This window comes from Brevibacterium sp. ACRRH (assembly GCF_022346365.1).
Lineage (GTDB): Bacteria > Actinomycetota > Actinomycetes > Actinomycetales > Brevibacteriaceae > Brevibacterium > Brevibacterium paucivorans.
Window position 1 is genome coordinate 99,864 of sequence record NZ_JAKRMN010000002.1, and the last position, 15,889, is coordinate 115,752.

Consider the following 15,889-nt stretch of genomic DNA (forward strand, 5'->3'; position numbering starts at 1 on the left):
GTTATGCGCATTGAGTAGATAAGCACGTTACTCAGGGTTATGAAGGGAGGTGCAAACGATGAGCGTTCGAGTTGATGTTCAACCCAGGCTTTTAGAGTGGGCAGTCGAACGAGCCGGGTGGGACCGCGAAACTACGATTGATCGTGTTCCAAGCTTTAGCGACTGGGTCGCTGGGGTGAAGAAACCCACGCTAAAACAACTCGAAAAGTTCGCTCGCGATACTCATGCTCCCATAGGACTCATGTTCTTACCGGAACCGCCGGAAGAAACCGTCCCCATTCCCGACATGCGAACGTTTGGCAATAAGCAAGTACCACGGCCCTCGGTGGATCTGCTCGACACGATTTATTCGTGTCAGGATCGACAGGACTGGTACCGCACATACGCGCAGACGAACGATGTAGAACCGCCAAGCCTCATCCCACACGTGACTACTGCAACACCAGCTACAGTTGTGGCACGTCACATGAGGGAGAAGCTAGGTCTGCCGAGCCTAGATCAAACCAGTGCCCTAAGTCGGCAGCAGATGGTTCGCCACCTGATTGACCGTATTGAAGGCCTTGGGGTCTTAGTCATGATCAACGGCGTTGTTGGTACGAACACCCACCGTAAACTCAACCCGCAAGAGTTTCGAGGTTTTGCACTTGCAGACCCCTTAGCGCCGTTGATCTTCGTCAACGGTGCTGACACAAAAGCGGCACAGATTTTTACACTGATTCACGAGTTCGCACATATCATTTTGGGCTCCAGCGCACTGTCTGACGCTTCCACGAACCTGGAAAACGGCGTGCATGAAGAACAGTGGTGCAATCAGGTTGCCGCCGAAGTTCTAGTACCACTCGATGCTCTACAACATGACTTTTCCGGCGAAGAATCTGTTGCGGAGCTCGAACGCTTGTCCAGCACGTACCAGGTCAGTACCTTGGTTATCCTCAAGCGGCTTTTCGACGCCCACTTGATTACGTGGGAAGAATACCGCACACGTTATGCAACCGAACAAAAGAGAATCGGCGAAATCCTATCCTCCCAAAAGCCTTCAAAAGCTGGAGGCAACTTCTATAACACTCAGCTCATCCGGCTCAGTCGCACGTTTGCCATCGCCGTTATTGCAAGTGCTATGGAAGGGTCCACGGCATATCGTCAGGCATATCAATTACTGGGCACAAAGAAACGCTCGACGTTCGACACCATGGCCAGCGAACTGGGGATCGCCTAATGTACTTGCTCGACTCCAACGTTTTCATCGAGGCCAAGAACCGATACTACGCAGCCGATATCGCTTCTGGTTTTTGGACGTGGCTCGGGCTGGTTCATCAGCAATCTATTGCCTGCAGTATCGAGGCAGTGCGCAGTGAACTTCTCGTAGGCGATGACGAGCTCGCCGAATGGGCAGACACCCATGCCTCATTCTTCAAACCAATAGACATCCAAACCACAAGCTACTTCCGCGAGCTTTCAACCTGGGCACAGTCGCAGAGTTACAAACCCGTAGCCATCAATCAGTTCACAAACAATCATGCCGACTATCTTCTAATCGCCTATGCCATGGCACACGGACACACAGTTGCCACCATGGAAAAGTCGCAACCGGGGGCACGTAGACGAATCCTCATACCCGACGTGTGTAAGGCAATGAAAGTAAACACTGTCGATACGTTTGGGATGCTCAGAAAGACTGGCGCGCGACTAATTCTGCAGCCTTAGTAAGCTGCGGGCGAGTTCCTGCGCTGAAGCCACCAACAAACGCATGAGCACACTCACCGCCAAGCATGTCCCATCACCACACCTGCTAGCCCCCGTGCCAACGATTCATTACCCTGTATCGCGTGACGCACACGAACCACGGCCACGGCACCCACTCCGGCACGCCAGCCGGCACCCCGGCTGACCCCACCGCTGACAGCCAGGCCACCTCCCCCGCCAGCGCGCACCTCACCCACGTGCGCTCACCCGTCCCGGTGATCCTGCTAACCGGCTACCTGGGCGCCGGCAAAACCAGCGTGCTGAACAACCTGCTCCGTCACCCCAGCGCGCGAGTGGGAGTCATTGTCAACGACTTTGGTGAACTCAATATCGACGCCGGGCTAATCAGCAATCAGGTCAACGAACCGGTCGCCATTTCTGGTGGCTGCGTCTGTTGCCTCACCGACGCCGGTGGCCTCGAGAACGCCCTCGCCGCCATGGCCGCACCCAAATACCAACTCGACGCGATCGTGGTTGAAGCCAGCGGTTTCGCCGAACCGCTCACCTTGGCCCGCCTGGTCTCCCGCTGGGGCCGAGGTCGTTTTCGCCTCGGTGGCGTCATCGACGTGATCGATGCGTGTGAACATTTTTCCACCGTCGATCAGGGCGGCATTCCACCTCTTCGCTACGCCGTGGCGACCCTCGTACTCGTCAACAAGCTCGACCTGATTCCACCCGGCCAGCGCGACGCACACATGTGCAGAATCCGCGACCGTGTGCACAGTCGCAACCCTCGCGCACACGTCGTGAGCACCGTCTTGGGCAGGATCGACCCGCACCTCCTCTTTGACGGCTCACCCGAACCTACCACCGAAGCCGCCACGACCTCGGCCGGGGAAACCAACCCCACTCACCCCAAGTGGCAACAAACCGAACTTCCCCTCCACGACCTCTTCATGGCCTCCTACCGCGAGCGCGACGAAGCGCGCCTTGCCTCGATCGACGCGCCTGCTCACGACCACACGCACGCCCACTCCGTCACCGTGGAGGTGCCGGGGGCGGTCAACGCCGAGGTGGTTCTCGACTTCCTTGAGAATCTTCCACCGGGTGCGTATCGGGCTAAAGGGTTTATCACCGTGCCCACTGGCCGAGGCACGCAAGCGTTCGTGATTCAGGCGGTGGGGCCCAACGTTTTCGCTTCTCGCGCAAAAGACTCGGTCACGGGGAGCGCGCTGGTCGTGATCGGCGCTGACCTGGATGAACACACCGCCGAGGTGGCAACCCGGACCGCTCTAACGGAACTTCCCTCTGACGGACCCGCCTCCCCTGGCTTGGAGCGTCTGCGCACCCTGGTGCGACTCCACAGTTAGCGTGTCAGGTTCGGTACAGGCCACCTGTTCTTGAACGCATCGCAGCGTTCCTGCTCGCCGTCTTAGCCACGGTGTTCCGGCAGGTGCCTTATGTGATTGCGGAGCACGTCGGCAGCGAATCGTGCAGCAGCCTCGCTACCGAAAGTCAGATGAAAATCGGGATTCGATTCGTACTGGTCCGCGACTCCGAGAACCATCGCGGTGGACTTCTCTTTGTCGCCGGAATGTGTTGGCGTTCCAGGGATTTGAGCGAACCAGTTCATGTGCGCGGTCGCCTGTTCTTGGGCGGCTGTGGAATCGGGCTCGTGGCCAGCTTCCTGGAGTTCGCGCCAGCGCGCCAGGAGTGCCTCCGTGTCAGCCTTCCATGTCTGTTGTTCGCGAACGGACTTACCATGCCACCACTGATTTGATGCTTCGAACGCGTCGCGTCCCCAACGTTCAACAACCTCGGCTTCGTAGTCATCGTTGAAGCCCTGGAGCATCACGTCCATCTGAGGCGCGCGACCTTCTCGGCGCATCTTCAACGTGTGCTGAACTGCGGTAATGCGACGCTCAAGTGTCAGCCTGTCCGCTTCTAGTCGCCGAAGGTGGGCCTGAAGCGCTTCTATCTCAGCGTTGGGGGTATCCTGCGCGTCGAGTACCGTGGCAATCTCGGTAAGAGCCATCCCTGTGTCTCGAAGGAGAAGGATGTGCTGTAGGCGTGCGACCGACTCGCGTCTGTAGTAGCGATAGCCGTTGGACCCGACACGGTCGGGCTGAAGCAGCCCGATGCGATGGTAGTAGCGCAATGCGCGACCGCTTATCCCTGCTCGTTCGGCGAGTTCCTTGACGGTCCACTCCATCACGTACTCCTCATCACGTCTTAGTCGTCAGCCGCGCCCGGACGGTGCAAGACCAAGGCGAGGCAGAGCCTGCAGCAGGATTTCCGCCGCGGGGGTACGTACGTTTTGCGCCGCGGTCGTGCCTTCGGCTTCGACGTACGCGGCAACCAGCCTCGCTCCGGCAGCATACCCAGCGCCGGTGGGCAGGCCTACCGGCGAACCACCGAAAAGTTGGGCTGTGGCATCGCCGAGAACCCACGCCGCGAAGTCCTGCATCCCGGTGATATCAAGCCCGGTCGCGACCTTCGCAAGAACCTGGTCATCAGAGCGGGTCGCATCCGCCACGAAGTTAGTGTATCCAGTGTCGCCGTAGAGTTCTGCGGCGAATGTGTCTGCGAGGCCCTCGGAGATGATGTGCTCCCCAACCGTCACTGTGTTGGGGTTCCATACAATACCGCCGGGCGAATAGCGAACATTGTGATGGAGCTCATGGACGGCGATGGCTTCGAGCCGGTCGAGGACGCGCTGGGTGGGCCACACCGTGATTGCTATGTAGCCACTGATTCCGCCGAACCCCGACAAGCCCTGAACCTCATTGAGAAAATGGTCGTTGGTTGGATCGCCGAGCAGGAGCAACACCTTGAGATCCGGCACAATCACGCTCGGATCGGCGTCCTGCAAAGCGGCGACTCCCGCCTCAAGCGCCCCAGCGACTCGCCTCCACGCATCAGCCTCCACCAGCATCTTCAAACCCTCGTGTAGCTGGTCCGTAGTGTTCTCCCAGTCGAAACCGAAGTTTTGACGGTGGACGGACGCCATATCTAGCCCGTCAGGAATGAAGTGGTACATGCCGGCCATGGGCGCCCACATCTCTCTCACTAGATCCGCCCGCAGATCGGGGGCTACATCCAAAATCTGCGCCATCGCAGAGGCGCTGTCAATCAATGAAATGGTCATAACGCTTGACTGTAAACATTGACGCTGGGACAAGGTCAACCACCGCTTCAATCAACGTCCCCGGTCAGTACAACTAGCGCCTCTCAGGCAGGCTTCCCGGCGCTGGCCTTCGCGGTGGGCTTATCCGTGTATCGAACCGTGTGCTCGCCCACTTCCGCTGAGTTGAGTTCAGCAGGTTCAATAGGTCGTTAGACACGTATCCGCGTTTACCCTTGTCAATACTTCGCATTTCCAAAACGCCGGCCGCCACAAGATACTCAAGGGCACTCTGCGCCGCCGTTGCTGTTGTGCCGGTCAGCCGAGCGGCCACATCGATCGTCAACGCCGGAAGTTTCGGCAACACATCGAGGATCTTCCACACGGTTGAATCGCTTCGAGGCATTCTGGTCCCAGTCCGTTGCGCATAGGCCGCAATGATCTCACGGCTATCACGGTCAAACTCATCGAGCTCCTCCTTGAGCGCGGTCGCCAAGTCCACGGCTTCGTCTGCCGCAGAAATGAAGTGCGCAAGCCACGCGTTGACGCCTTCGCTGATACTTAACTGACGCGCAGGCTCAGATTCTGTGGCCAAGTCGGCGCCATGCGGGATGCCACGGAAAGCCATCAACCCGGTGACATATTCATCTGAGCGGGTCAGAAGCACCTGACTGATCGGCAACACTGAACTCTCAGTCAGACCACCGCGAACCAACACGGTGTGAATGAGCGCTCGCCCAATACGCCCATTGCCATCAGCAAACGGGTGCAAAGTTTCGAACTGCGCGTGCACCAGTCCAGCCTGGATAAGGGAACCCGTCGCCGCGCCGTTCATAAACGCCACCAGGTCCTGCACTGCCGGCATGAGATCCGCCGGCGCGGGCGGAATGAACTCCGCTTGACCTGGGTGGATGTCGCTTCCGCCCACCCAGTTCTGTCTGTCGCGCGCACCCGGCTGGTTGAGGTCGGGCAGAAGTTCTGCCTGCAACGCCGCAATGTCGGGCCACGTGATGTTCTCCGCCGCGCCCAGGCGTTCCACGGCACTCGTGAGTGCGGCGATGTTGTCCGCAACTTCAGCCGCCGCCGAGGTGTTCCCGGAGTTGGTAACGACAGTCCCAGTGCGCTCGAGCCGCTTGAGTTCTTCGAAGACAATGTTCCGAGCGTTAGAGCGCAGGCCCTCTATGTAGGAGCTCGATACTGCTTCGCTCCGCAGGAGGTAACGCGATATTGCTTCGAGCTTTCCAGTTGACTCATGGAACTTCTGAGCTCGGATGCGTCTTTCTACCCGACTGGCTTCAGTAGCCACCTCGGGATCAATACGCCAATCAGGTTCAATGAGCGAAAACGGTTGATACGACCAGTACGTTCCACCCCAGCGGTCACGCGGACGTCGTGCATCGTCGGGCGGAGTCCACTCCCCAACTGACCATGACATACGCGAAAGCCTTTCATCAACCACCATTGAATCCAAGGATAATCGTTATCCTTGGGTTTCTAGCTCGTTTTGCCCAGGTTAAACACGATCTTTGGAAAGGTGGCTTGGAAGCCTTTCCGCGCCGGATTTTCGAACTCCCCACAGCTTCCCACTTAACTTCCCACTCAGCTTCCCAAAGTGTTAAGTCGAGTGGGAAGTTAAGTGGGAAGCTGAAAACATGCCCCAGCTAAAGCTTCTTCACCGTTAGCTTTTGAATCAGCCCGGCTGCGTTAAGTTTCATGGTCACTTCGCGTCCACGCTGCTGGCCGTCACGCTCTTCGCCCCACATTTTCCATGTGGCCTCGTGCGCATTGATCCACGTGACCTCGACGTCTTCCAGCCCAGCATCCACCGAACCGTCACCGCCCACGTACTCACGCACCTCGGCCCAGTGCGTCAGGCGCTCAGCCCGTGGCACGTCCATGTCCATGTTGTCCGAAAACACCTGGTCAGCCCCCGAATCATCACACGCAGCAATCATCCGTTCGGCCTGTGCAGCCCGCTCGCGCGCCTCCTCAGACGGCGCAAAACTGCACACCGGGTCCACCGCATACACAACGCCAGCCCCAGAAGCGCCACCACCCGTGGCATCATCACCCGCTCCAGCCCCCGAGGCACCCGCACCCTTGCGCGCCGGAGTCGCCTCCACCGCTTCAGCCCTGGGCCACGCAACCGAACCGTCACCTCGGCCGCGCACATCCGAAACCAGCGCGTCTAAAGCGTTGGTGGCGACCGCCTCGGCGGGGAAACCCGTCACATTCGCCAACAGCACGACCCCCGTTCCACTTGCCGCATGCCACCTCATGTGTAGCGAAAACCCGGGGTACCCGCCCGAATGCCCCGCACAGTGCCCCAACTGCGTATCGAAATAACACCGCAGCCCATACCCGTACCCGGCCGTCACCACCGCGTCACGGCCGTTGCGCGTGACACTGATGAGCCGTTGTGCTTGCTGCAGGTCGGCCAGAATCCGTCGCCACGTGCGCTTCTCGCGCGGGTTGGCACCTAAAGGAAAACCGCCGAGGTCGTTCCCACCTTCCCCGCCGGCCTCACCGGCCACCGCAGTTCCGTCCACGGCCGTCATGAGAACACCGACCCAACGCGCGACATCACTCACCGAGGACGCCAACCCACCAATCGCCGAAAACGCACCGGGCAACGTGAACGGTTGCGGCTCAAGCTCGCCCGCCAGATTCTTCCGATACCCCGTAACCAGCCTCTCCTGGTCCAGCTCACGCACATCAAACCCCGTGGACTCCAGCCCCAGGGGCGTGAGCAGATGAGTGGCGACCACCTCGGTAAACTCCCGGCCCGTGGCCGCCTCCACGAACGCACCCAACAACGCATACCCGTAGTTGGCGTACTCATACCCGGTACCCGTCACGAAGTTGATGCCCGCAGGCCGCCTCATCAGGTCACGCATACCGGCGTCACTCAAGGACTCCAGGCGGTCAGCCCACGGATCGTCATTGGGCAGTCCCGTTGACATGGTCAACGCATCACGCACCGTCATCCCGTCAGCCCACGCCGATTCCCGCAGGTCAGGCAACCAGTCCACCAACTCGTCATCCAACGAAGGTGCCGGACCGGTCACCGGGATGACACCTCGGCACACGCCCAATACCGTGGCCGCCGTAAAAGACTTCGTCATGGACGCGATCCGGAAGATCGCATCCGGGTCACGCTTAGCAACCAACTGGCCGCCGGACACGATCCCGTAGGCAAGTTGCGTGACACCTCCCGCCGATGCTTCAGCCTCTAACTCTTCGCACACCTGAGTGAGCACAGACGGGGCGAATGACACAGTAAATCCTTTCGTAAGTGGGAGCGAGTGTTTCAGTTATGAGCGTAAGGGCCGATGTATCCGACTACTTCTGTGGCGGCTCCGTCTTGCGCTGTTGAGCCTCGACCTCGTGCCGGTGAAGGTGAGCGTACGAGTCACCCAACAGGGCTTTGAGGCCTTCGGATCGGCTGATCTGTTTCTTGGCGGCCACCACATAGAGCACGGCACCGATCGCACACCAGACACCCAGAATGATGTATTCCGACGGCCACACCAGCGACGACCCCGTACCCGGCACAATCGCCCACACGATCACCAGCAACGCGCCCACTCCACCGATTGCGGGCAGGAAGCTCAAACGTGTGCGGTATGGGCGCTCCAATTCCGGATACCGCCGAGGCATCAGGTACTTCGCCAGCACCACCATGAACCATACGATCCCCAAGTACACCCCTCCGGTGTCCAGGAACCACACAACCGCGCCGGGCCCCAACCATCCCAGTCCAAGCGTGACGACAGCGGTCGCAATGAGGGCTTTGCGCGGGGTTCCGGTGCGCTGGTCAATGTCCCCCAGCCGAGGTGGTAGCAAGTGGGCGCGCCCCATCGCCACCATGATGCGGGAGCTGGCTACGAACAGACCAAGGAAGCTGGTCAGCAGACCCAAGAACGCAATCAGGTAGGCACCAGCACCCAGCCACGCGAACCCAGCTTCACGGAAAGCCGACACGGTTCCCAAGTCCATCTCTGCCACGTCTTGCCACGGCAACACCCAAGCGGTAGCTGCCAGCACCAGGCAGTAAAAACCTCCGGCGGCAAGCACGGTGAACCCCACGGCACGGCCGACTTTACGCGCGGACATGTTCGCGTCCTCGGCCAAAACAGCCACCAGACCGAAACCTGCCAAGAAAGTCATACCCGGGATGATGAAGCGCAGCGTGTCGGATATCGGTTGAGCGTCTGGAGCGTATGCGGGGAAGAAGTTTTCAGGCGAACCGGCGGTAAACCCCACCACGACCAGCGCCAGACCGATCACGACGATCGCGGCGAACATGGCCATCTGCACCTGCGCACCCACTTCGATCCCAAACCAGTTGAGCAGGAAGAAGATACCGGTCAGCGCGATACCAATGAGCAGAACCGGAAGATACACGGTTTCATCGTTAATGGTGTAAAGCGGGATCGTGTTGACCCACGGCACGAACTTCGCCAACAAGAACCCGAATGCGGTGACGTAGAACGCCAAGGACGACACATACGCACCCAAGAGCATCCAGCCGGTAAGGAATGCGGCACCTCGGCCCATCGAGGTGTAGGAGTACACAACCTCGCCACCGGCACGCGGGAACGTGGTGGTCAGTTCCGAGTATGCGAGCGCCACGCACGCAGCCAGCAGCACACCAGCAATCAGACCAAAGACCACACCGCCAGCACCGTATTCGGCAAAGAGTTTGGAGTTGGTGTAAATCCAACTGGTGCCCACGACGCCGGCGACGCCGAAGGCTAAGAGCTGAAACATGTTCAGCGACTTCTTGAGTTCCGCCATGTTTATGTCCTTCTTGTGGGTCGACAGTGACCGATCGATATTACCTACGTCACACCCCAGAATATACATCGCGAATGAAAAGTTTCACCTGTTAAAACTTGGTACTGCAGAGCGGGATGCACAGGCGACGCGCACCGCGCTCCACTTGCATTCGGTTGAACAGTGTTCAAGACTTGTTCCATGTCTGTAGATAACGCTTCACCGGCCACATCAGCCGAGCCGGGCACTGTAACCTCGCACTCCCCTGCCCCCATCGACCCCGACGCACTTGCCAAGCAGGTGCTCGCTGGGACCCCTGCCACCTCGGACCAGGGGCTGGCAATCCTGCGCACCGCTGACGACGACCTCCTTGACGTCGTCGCCGCCGCGGCACGAGTGCGCCGGAAGCACTTTGGCATGACCGTGAAGGTGAACTACCTGGTCAACCTCAAGTCCGGCCTGTGCCCCGAAGACTGCGGATACTGCTCGCAGCGCCTGGGATCTGACACGGAGATCCTCAAGTACTCGTGGCTGAGCACCAAGGACGCCACGCGCCAGGCGACCTTCGGAATGGAAGGTGGCGCGGGTCGCGTGTGCCTCGTGGCCTCCGGGCGTGGGCCGTCGAACCGTGACATCGACCGAGTGGGTGAAATCACCAAGTCGATCAAGGACAGCAACCCGCAGCTTGAAGTGTGCGCGTGCCTGGGATTCCTCAAGGACAACCAGGCCGAACGGCTCAAGGAATACGGCGTTGACGCGTACAACCACAACCTCAACACAGCCGAATCGAACTACGAAGAAATCTGCTCCACCCACACGTTCGAACAGCGCACCGACACCGTGAAGAAGGCGAAAGCTGGCGGCTTGTCGCCATGTTCGGGCCTGATCGTGGGTATGGGCGAATCGGACGAACAGGTCATCGAAGCGATCGACTCCCTGCGCGAACTCGACTCCGATTCGATCCCCGTGAACTTCCTCATCCCGTTCGAAGGCACCCCTATGGAAGGTGTCCACCACCTCACGCCACAGCACTCGATGCGCATCCTGGCTGCCGTGCGGTTCATGTGCCCTGACAAGGAGCTTCGCATCGCCGGTGGGCGTGAAATGCACTTGCGCACGCTCCAGCCGCTGAGCCTGCACGTGGCCAACTCGCTGTTCCTGGGCGACTACCTGACCAGTGAAGGCCAGGACGCCATCGCCGACCTCGACATGATTGTGGACGGCGGCTTCTCCATCTTGGGCCAAGAGGACACCAAGGCGTTGCGCGACCAGATCCTGGCCAGCAAGAACGCTCACCTGGCTGCCGTCAACGGCGCCCAGGGCGGCACGGAAGTTGGTGGGGCCGGCGCTGCTGGTAGGGCTTCCGGTGCGGCCGGCGCTGGTTTGCCGTGCGCCGGTGGTGCTGGTGCGCGGGCCGGTGGGTCTGCAGGCGGGGCTGTCGTTGCAGGTCAGCCGGGTGCGGTCCCTGCGGGAACCTCCGCCGAGGCGGCAGACGGAGCCGCTCCCACCTCGGGCGGGTGCCCCAAGAGCCGCGGAGAGGTACCGGGAACGCCCACCGTTCCGGTGATTCGCCGCCGAGGTGCCGGCACCGACCTCCCACCCAACGCATAACTCCTACCCGACGCGTTTTGCCAGGCGGCCCGCCCTTGCCGAGGGTTCCGTTACCGACGGTTCCCTTGCCGGGGGTGGGCCGCTGGGGCTGTTTCGATTCGCAAGGACATGTTCCGTTCAGACTCGCTTGATTGAATATCGGCATGAGCGAAAAACTGTTTGAACACGAATCAGAAGAATCGATGACCCGCGAGCAGGCGGCGAAGAAGTTGCGCGAACTCGCCGATGCGATCGAACGTCAGAACGAAGTGCGCGTGCAAGCGGGCGACCACGACGTCACCGTAGACGTCCCCGACACCGTGAGCTACGAGTACGAAATCGAAGTGAAGCAGGGCGGGAAGTCCGAAATCGAGGTCAAACTCGCCTGGAAGTAACCCCGGAAGACGCGACGCGCGGACAGGAGAAACTGCGTGAGCCTGAAGTACGACCTCGAAAACGTCAACACGGAACTCCCCATCGACGGCGGTGTAGCCGCGTTTGACCCGGTGAGCCTGCGACTTGCCGCCCAAGCCTTGTCTGACCGAGGCGGCACCGTCCAATTGCTACCCAATGTGGCCGGCACGCAGTCGCCCATCCTCACCCAGCTCGCCACGGTGGCGGCGGAGCCAGCGGAGGGGATTCCCACCTCGGTCGTGGCCACTGTGGACACCCGCCGGTTGCGCTGGGACCGGGGCGCCTTGACGCCAAAGGCGGTCGACTTCACGGACTACACGGGTGAGGAAAAGTACGGGGTGGACTTGGGTCGGCTCCCTGTTGCCGACATGGGTGACACGCGCGTCACGTGCGTGGACATGCTCACGGAAGGCGACGAGTCCCTGACCGTGTGGTTCGCGGAACTGCCCGCCGAGCTCACCAGCGCCGATGCCCGCGCGCTCACTGATTTGGCTGTGCGCACGCGAGACAGTTGGGAGGGTGCCGAGCGCTACACCGCCCTGGTCACGATCCCGGCCCAGCAGCTCACGTACATGGCATCACCGCAGGCCAGCCACGTGGAAGAGTGGGACCTGACGGGTCTGCAGCAGAAGTTCGCGGCGGCTTTCGACGAGACGGGCGCCCGCGTGATCGCGCAGACGGCCATGTTCGCTGGGGCCTTCCACATGCCGCCACCTGCGCGCACCTTTGGTGAGCGCGGCCCCGTGGTTCTGTGGTTTACGGAAGAAGGCGCCGAGGTGCCATTCAGCATCATCTACACGGCAGGTTCGGCGTGGTTGAAGGCGGGCACCAAGGTCGACATCGACAGCCTGCAGTTGCCGTAGGGCCGACCCAAGATGGTTCCACGAGTAAGCTCAGCCCCTGCACTTTACGCTATGGGCACCGTCTAAAAACGTCTTCGCTCCACGCATGGACGGGCGACAATTCTGCTTTTTCGAGTGCCAATGATCTTTCACCATAACTCCATCGTTATAGAAAAGCTTCAGTCATCGGCGCTCTCCTTATCGTGGAGGGTCAACGGCTGAAGCTGATGTAGAAAATTGTATGGCATTCACGTGGCTGAAAGCTGTCGGCGCCACATGTTCCATAGCCACATACCAACCACCAGCCACACCCTGGTTGCAGTTGCGCCGTCTGAGCTTGGATATATCCGCCGAAGTCCGATCGACTAAGCGGTCAGGCAACTGAATGTGTGGGTTCGTAACGCACCATGCGCTACTCCATTAATCTCACACTGATTCGCGAAATCATTGACCACTGTGAGATTAGGACCCCTCTAATCTCACAGTGATTGGCCAATTTGGAGATTAGTGTGAGATTAAGGCCCCCTTAATCTCACACTCTCCCTCAGACGTACTTAATTCCTTACGCAACCGAGCCCTGCTTCACAGGTTCGGACACACCCGGAAGGGACGACGACCTCGGGCTGGATTCCGAACCACGAACCCGGTTCACGCGGCACCAACGCAACACAAGCCCCAAACCACACAAACACAGCGCCGGCAGGATTCCCACGACCGGCGAGATCAGCCACTCGAACCCCGGCCGGATCACCAGGTGACCCTCCATGACCAGCGGGTTAACCGTGACGTCCTCGACTGCGTGTAGCAACACCAGTGGCCAGATCGACCCCGCGAGGCGGAACAACTCCGCAAACAGCACACCCCACAGCACCATCACACCGCATGCGAACAGCGCAAACACGGGACGCGACACGTCCATCACGGTGCGCATCTGCTCTTCAGGCAGGAAGAACAGGTAGTAAGGCAAGTGCCACAGGCCCCACACGCCACCGCTGATCGCGTATACCAGCCAGTCGCTGGCACGGCGGTCCACTTCACCCACAAAGAAGCCTCGCCACACGGACTCTTCGCAAATGTTCTTCACGAACATCGCGATAAACGGAACTGCCACTGCCCCACTGAGCGCGCCAAATCCAATCCCGTTAAACGTGGCGATGCCTGAACCCACGCCCGCGACACTCGAGAACACACAAATGGCGGGGTACACCAGCAGTGCAAGCACATACCACTTCCACGACTGTTTGAACCGCGGGTTCCATCGACCCGGCGCGCTCACCTGCTTAGTCACTCGCGCAACAACCACCAGCACAAACGGGGTAGTAAGCCAGATCAGTGAGCCCAGTGAGTCCACAGAGTTTGGTTGCCCTAGAAGTTCGTTGACACCTGCACCGATCCATCCGCTAGCCAATGTGACGATTGTGATTCCGATAAACCAATTCATGACACGCCCTCCCCAGAGCATTGAGTGCGAGCACCTCGCTCACATATATCTATGCGATATGTCTATCAGATATGTTTAACCGACACAAGAGGTAGTCTTGATTTCATGGCACACGTGATTCTGGGGTTACTGTTTCTGGGCAATATGAGTCTCTACGACCTCATCAAAGCTATGGAACAAGGTACTTCGTTGTTCTACTCGGCCAGCGCCGGCAGCATTAAGCGCGCGCTCGACGGTCTACTCAAACGCGGTGACGTCCACGTGGTGTCCCAAGAAACCACGGGCCGGAAGCGCAAAATCTACGGCATCACACCACAGGGACGCACAAGTTTTCACACCTGGATGATGTCACCACCGGAGAACGCGGACCTAGATGCAGCGGCACTCACCCGCATCTACTTCCTGGGTCTCTTAGACGAACCCGAACGCGTCACCGTCCTGGAATCGATTCGTGACGCGGTGTCTCGTTCTGCCGCAACCCTTGCGCACACACAAACGCAGGTGGCTGGCCAAAGCGTGCCAGCGGAACTCGCATCAGTAGCGCACTACAGCACAGCCACACTGGACTTCGGGATCCGCGCGCACGACACCGCGCTCACGTGGTTGGAAGAGCTCATCGTTCAGGCGCGGGCTGACCTGACGTAAAGGCGCAAAGCGAGCGAAACTACGCAATATATTGCGCCGTTTCGCTCGCTTCGCGCCGTCTCGCCTGGCCTAGATACCCACCCCAGCCCGAGGTGGCACCCGACCGCGCCCACCTGGGCACCAGCCCTTAAATCTCCAGCAGGTTCTGGGCGTTGTCCGGGTTTGAAACAAGCTCGTCAACCTGCGCATTACCGTTTTGGCGCTCCAGGTACGGCTGCGCGCGGTCCACCTGCGACTTCAGCACGTCAATGGTTTGCGCGAAGTTCTTGTTCGCTTCAATGCGGAACTGGTCAATCCCGTCCATGGTCTTGAACACGCTATCGAACGCCCGATTAAGCGTCTCAACAGCAACACCGGACTCCACGGCCTGCTTCTGCGTGCGCACCGAATTCTGCGCCAGCATGTCAGACGTGCGGTTGATCAGGTCATTCGTGGTCTTGTTGACCGCGTCAATCTGGTCAAGCACCAGCTTCTGGTTCTCCAGCGCCTCAGCCGTAATCACGGCGGTGCGCAGTGCCGTCACCGTGGTGGTCTTGGCACGGTCCACACCCTGGATGAGCTGGCGGTTGTTCGCGTCGATGATACCCATGGACAGGTAGCTCTGAATGGTCACAGCGATCTGCGTCTGAATGTCCTGACGACGCTGACGCACAGCAAACAGCAGGTCCTTCTCCAGGATCCCTGCCTGCTCAGCCTGACCCTCAGACTTCAGGCTTTCAATCTTGCCCACAACCTGCCCGTCGATCTGCTCCAACAGACCTTCCGCACGTTGCAGTTCGTGCAAGTCCTCCCACAAGTTGCGACGCTCCACGGCAAGCTCCGCGTTGTCGCGCTGCAACTGCTCCTGACCTGCGTCCAAAGACCGCAACACCGAATTCAACTGCTTCTGGTTCGACTCAAAACTGTTGAAGTACTTCTTGATCGCGTTAAATCCGGGCACCCACCCCAATGCTTTTTGCGCAAAGGTTTTTTCAGACGGCGCTAGATCGTTCATCACGGTGCGCAACTCCAGCAGTGAACTCGACACCTGCTGCTGGCTCTTGCTGCCTTCTGCCTTGGCGTCGCGCAGGGACTTCTCCATGAACCGGCTGGACGTCTGCGCGGTAGACTCAAACGTCTTACGCGCCACGTTCCCAATCGCAATGATCTGCGTCTGGAACTCCTGGCTGTGCGGGTTCAAAGCTGCCACGGTGTTCAACCACTTTTCGGCACGCTGGCTCAGCTCAGTGGAAACCGCTTGGTCCAGCGGCTCCAGCATGGAAAGCGCTTTGTCGTCTTTAACTTCTTCAACGGGTGGTTCAGCTACGGGAGCTGGAGCTGGTTCTGGTGGCTGCAGAGTCATGACGGTCCTTTCGGGTGAGTTTGGATTGG

Annotated in this window: 14 protein-coding genes; 7 read left to right on the forward strand and 7 right to left on the reverse strand. The window is 59.6% G+C overall.

Annotation, left to right across the window (positions count from 1 at the left end; all coding sequences use genetic code 11):
- Positions 1 to 58: 58 nt before the first annotated feature.
- From MHX53_RS02655 to MHX53_RS02665, 3 genes are all read left to right on the forward strand, one after another.
- Positions 59 to 1,216 (forward strand): ImmA/IrrE family metallo-endopeptidase, encoded by a 1,158-nt coding sequence (locus tag MHX53_RS02655; RefSeq protein ID WP_239271197.1) that lies wholly within the window; start codon positions 59 to 61, stop codon positions 1,214 to 1,216.
- Positions 1,216 to 1,704: a DUF4411 family protein gene (locus MHX53_RS02660; RefSeq protein ID WP_239271198.1), complete on the forward strand. Its 489-nt coding sequence runs from the start codon at positions 1,216 to 1,218 to the stop codon at positions 1,702 to 1,704. The genes MHX53_RS02655 and MHX53_RS02660 overlap by 1 nt, the downstream gene beginning before the upstream one ends.
- 122 nt (positions 1,705 to 1,826) lie before the next feature.
- On the forward strand, positions 1,827 to 3,053 hold the full coding sequence (locus MHX53_RS02665; RefSeq protein WP_239271199.1) for a CobW family GTP-binding protein: 1,227 nt from the start codon (positions 1,827 to 1,829) through the stop codon (positions 3,051 to 3,053).
- Between the two features lie 62 nt (positions 3,054 to 3,115).
- Here MHX53_RS02665 and MHX53_RS02670 read toward each other — a convergent pair whose 3' ends face one another.
- The 5 genes from MHX53_RS02670 to MHX53_RS02690 form a co-directional block, all read right to left on the reverse strand.
- Complete coding sequence (locus MHX53_RS02670; RefSeq protein WP_239271200.1) at positions 3,116 to 3,895, reverse strand: MerR family transcriptional regulator; 780 nt, start codon at positions 3,893 to 3,895, stop codon at positions 3,116 to 3,118.
- Positions 3,896 to 3,922: 27 nt separating this feature from the next.
- Entirely contained in the window at positions 3,923 to 4,831 is a 909-nt protein-coding gene (locus MHX53_RS02675) for a DUF2268 domain-containing putative Zn-dependent protease (RefSeq protein ID WP_239271201.1), read from the reverse strand.
- A 73-nt stretch (positions 4,832 to 4,904) separates the two neighbouring features.
- Positions 4,905 to 6,242 carry a Fic family protein gene (locus MHX53_RS02680; protein WP_239271202.1) on the reverse strand — a complete coding sequence of 446 codons (1,338 nt, stop codon included), beginning with the start codon at positions 6,240 to 6,242 and terminating at the stop codon, positions 4,905 to 4,907.
- 226 nt (positions 6,243 to 6,468) lie between these two features.
- Positions 6,469 to 8,085 (reverse strand): serine hydrolase domain-containing protein, encoded by a 1,617-nt coding sequence (locus MHX53_RS02685; protein WP_239271203.1) that lies wholly within the window; start codon positions 8,083 to 8,085, stop codon positions 6,469 to 6,471.
- A gap of 64 nt (positions 8,086 to 8,149) precedes the next feature.
- Positions 8,150 to 9,607, reverse strand: a complete 1,458-nt coding sequence (locus MHX53_RS02690; RefSeq protein ID WP_239271204.1) for an APC family permease — start codon at positions 9,605 to 9,607, stop codon at positions 8,150 to 8,152.
- Positions 9,608 to 9,787: 180 nt separating this feature from the next.
- On the opposite strand from MHX53_RS02690, the gene bioB reads away from it, so the two are divergent.
- The 3 genes from bioB to MHX53_RS02705 all read left to right on the forward strand — a co-directional run bounded on the left by bioB (position 9,788) and on the right by MHX53_RS02705 (position 12,453).
- Entirely contained in the window at positions 9,788 to 11,197 is a 1,410-nt protein-coding gene (gene bioB, locus MHX53_RS02695; protein ID WP_239271205.1) for a biotin synthase BioB, read from the forward strand.
- Between the two features lie 143 nt (positions 11,198 to 11,340).
- Positions 11,341 to 11,571: an amphi-Trp domain-containing protein gene (locus MHX53_RS02700; protein ID WP_239271206.1), complete on the forward strand. Its 231-nt coding sequence runs from the start codon at positions 11,341 to 11,343 to the stop codon at positions 11,569 to 11,571.
- A 36-nt stretch (positions 11,572 to 11,607) separates the two neighbouring features.
- Positions 11,608 to 12,453 (forward strand): hypothetical protein, encoded by an 846-nt coding sequence (locus MHX53_RS02705; protein WP_239271207.1) that lies wholly within the window; start codon positions 11,608 to 11,610, stop codon positions 12,451 to 12,453.
- Between the two features lie 541 nt (positions 12,454 to 12,994).
- Here MHX53_RS02705 and MHX53_RS02710 read toward each other — a convergent pair.
- On the reverse strand, positions 12,995 to 13,873 hold the full coding sequence (locus MHX53_RS02710; protein WP_239271208.1) for a CPBP family intramembrane glutamic endopeptidase: 879 nt from the start codon (positions 13,871 to 13,873) through the stop codon (positions 12,995 to 12,997).
- A 105-nt stretch (positions 13,874 to 13,978) separates the two neighbouring features.
- On the opposite strand from MHX53_RS02710, the gene MHX53_RS02715 reads away from it, so the two are divergent.
- The gene (locus MHX53_RS02715; RefSeq protein WP_239271209.1) at positions 13,979 to 14,518 is read left to right on the forward strand and encodes a PadR family transcriptional regulator; all 540 of its coding nucleotides are present in this window, start codon (positions 13,979 to 13,981) and stop codon (positions 14,516 to 14,518) included.
- A 127-nt stretch (positions 14,519 to 14,645) separates the two neighbouring features.
- On the opposite strand, the gene MHX53_RS02720 is transcribed toward MHX53_RS02715, so the two are convergent.
- Positions 14,646 to 15,860, reverse strand: coding sequence for a toxic anion resistance protein (locus MHX53_RS02720; RefSeq protein WP_239271210.1), 1,215 nt, complete (start codon positions 15,858 to 15,860; stop codon positions 14,646 to 14,648).
- Positions 15,861 to 15,889 lie beyond the last annotated feature (29 nt).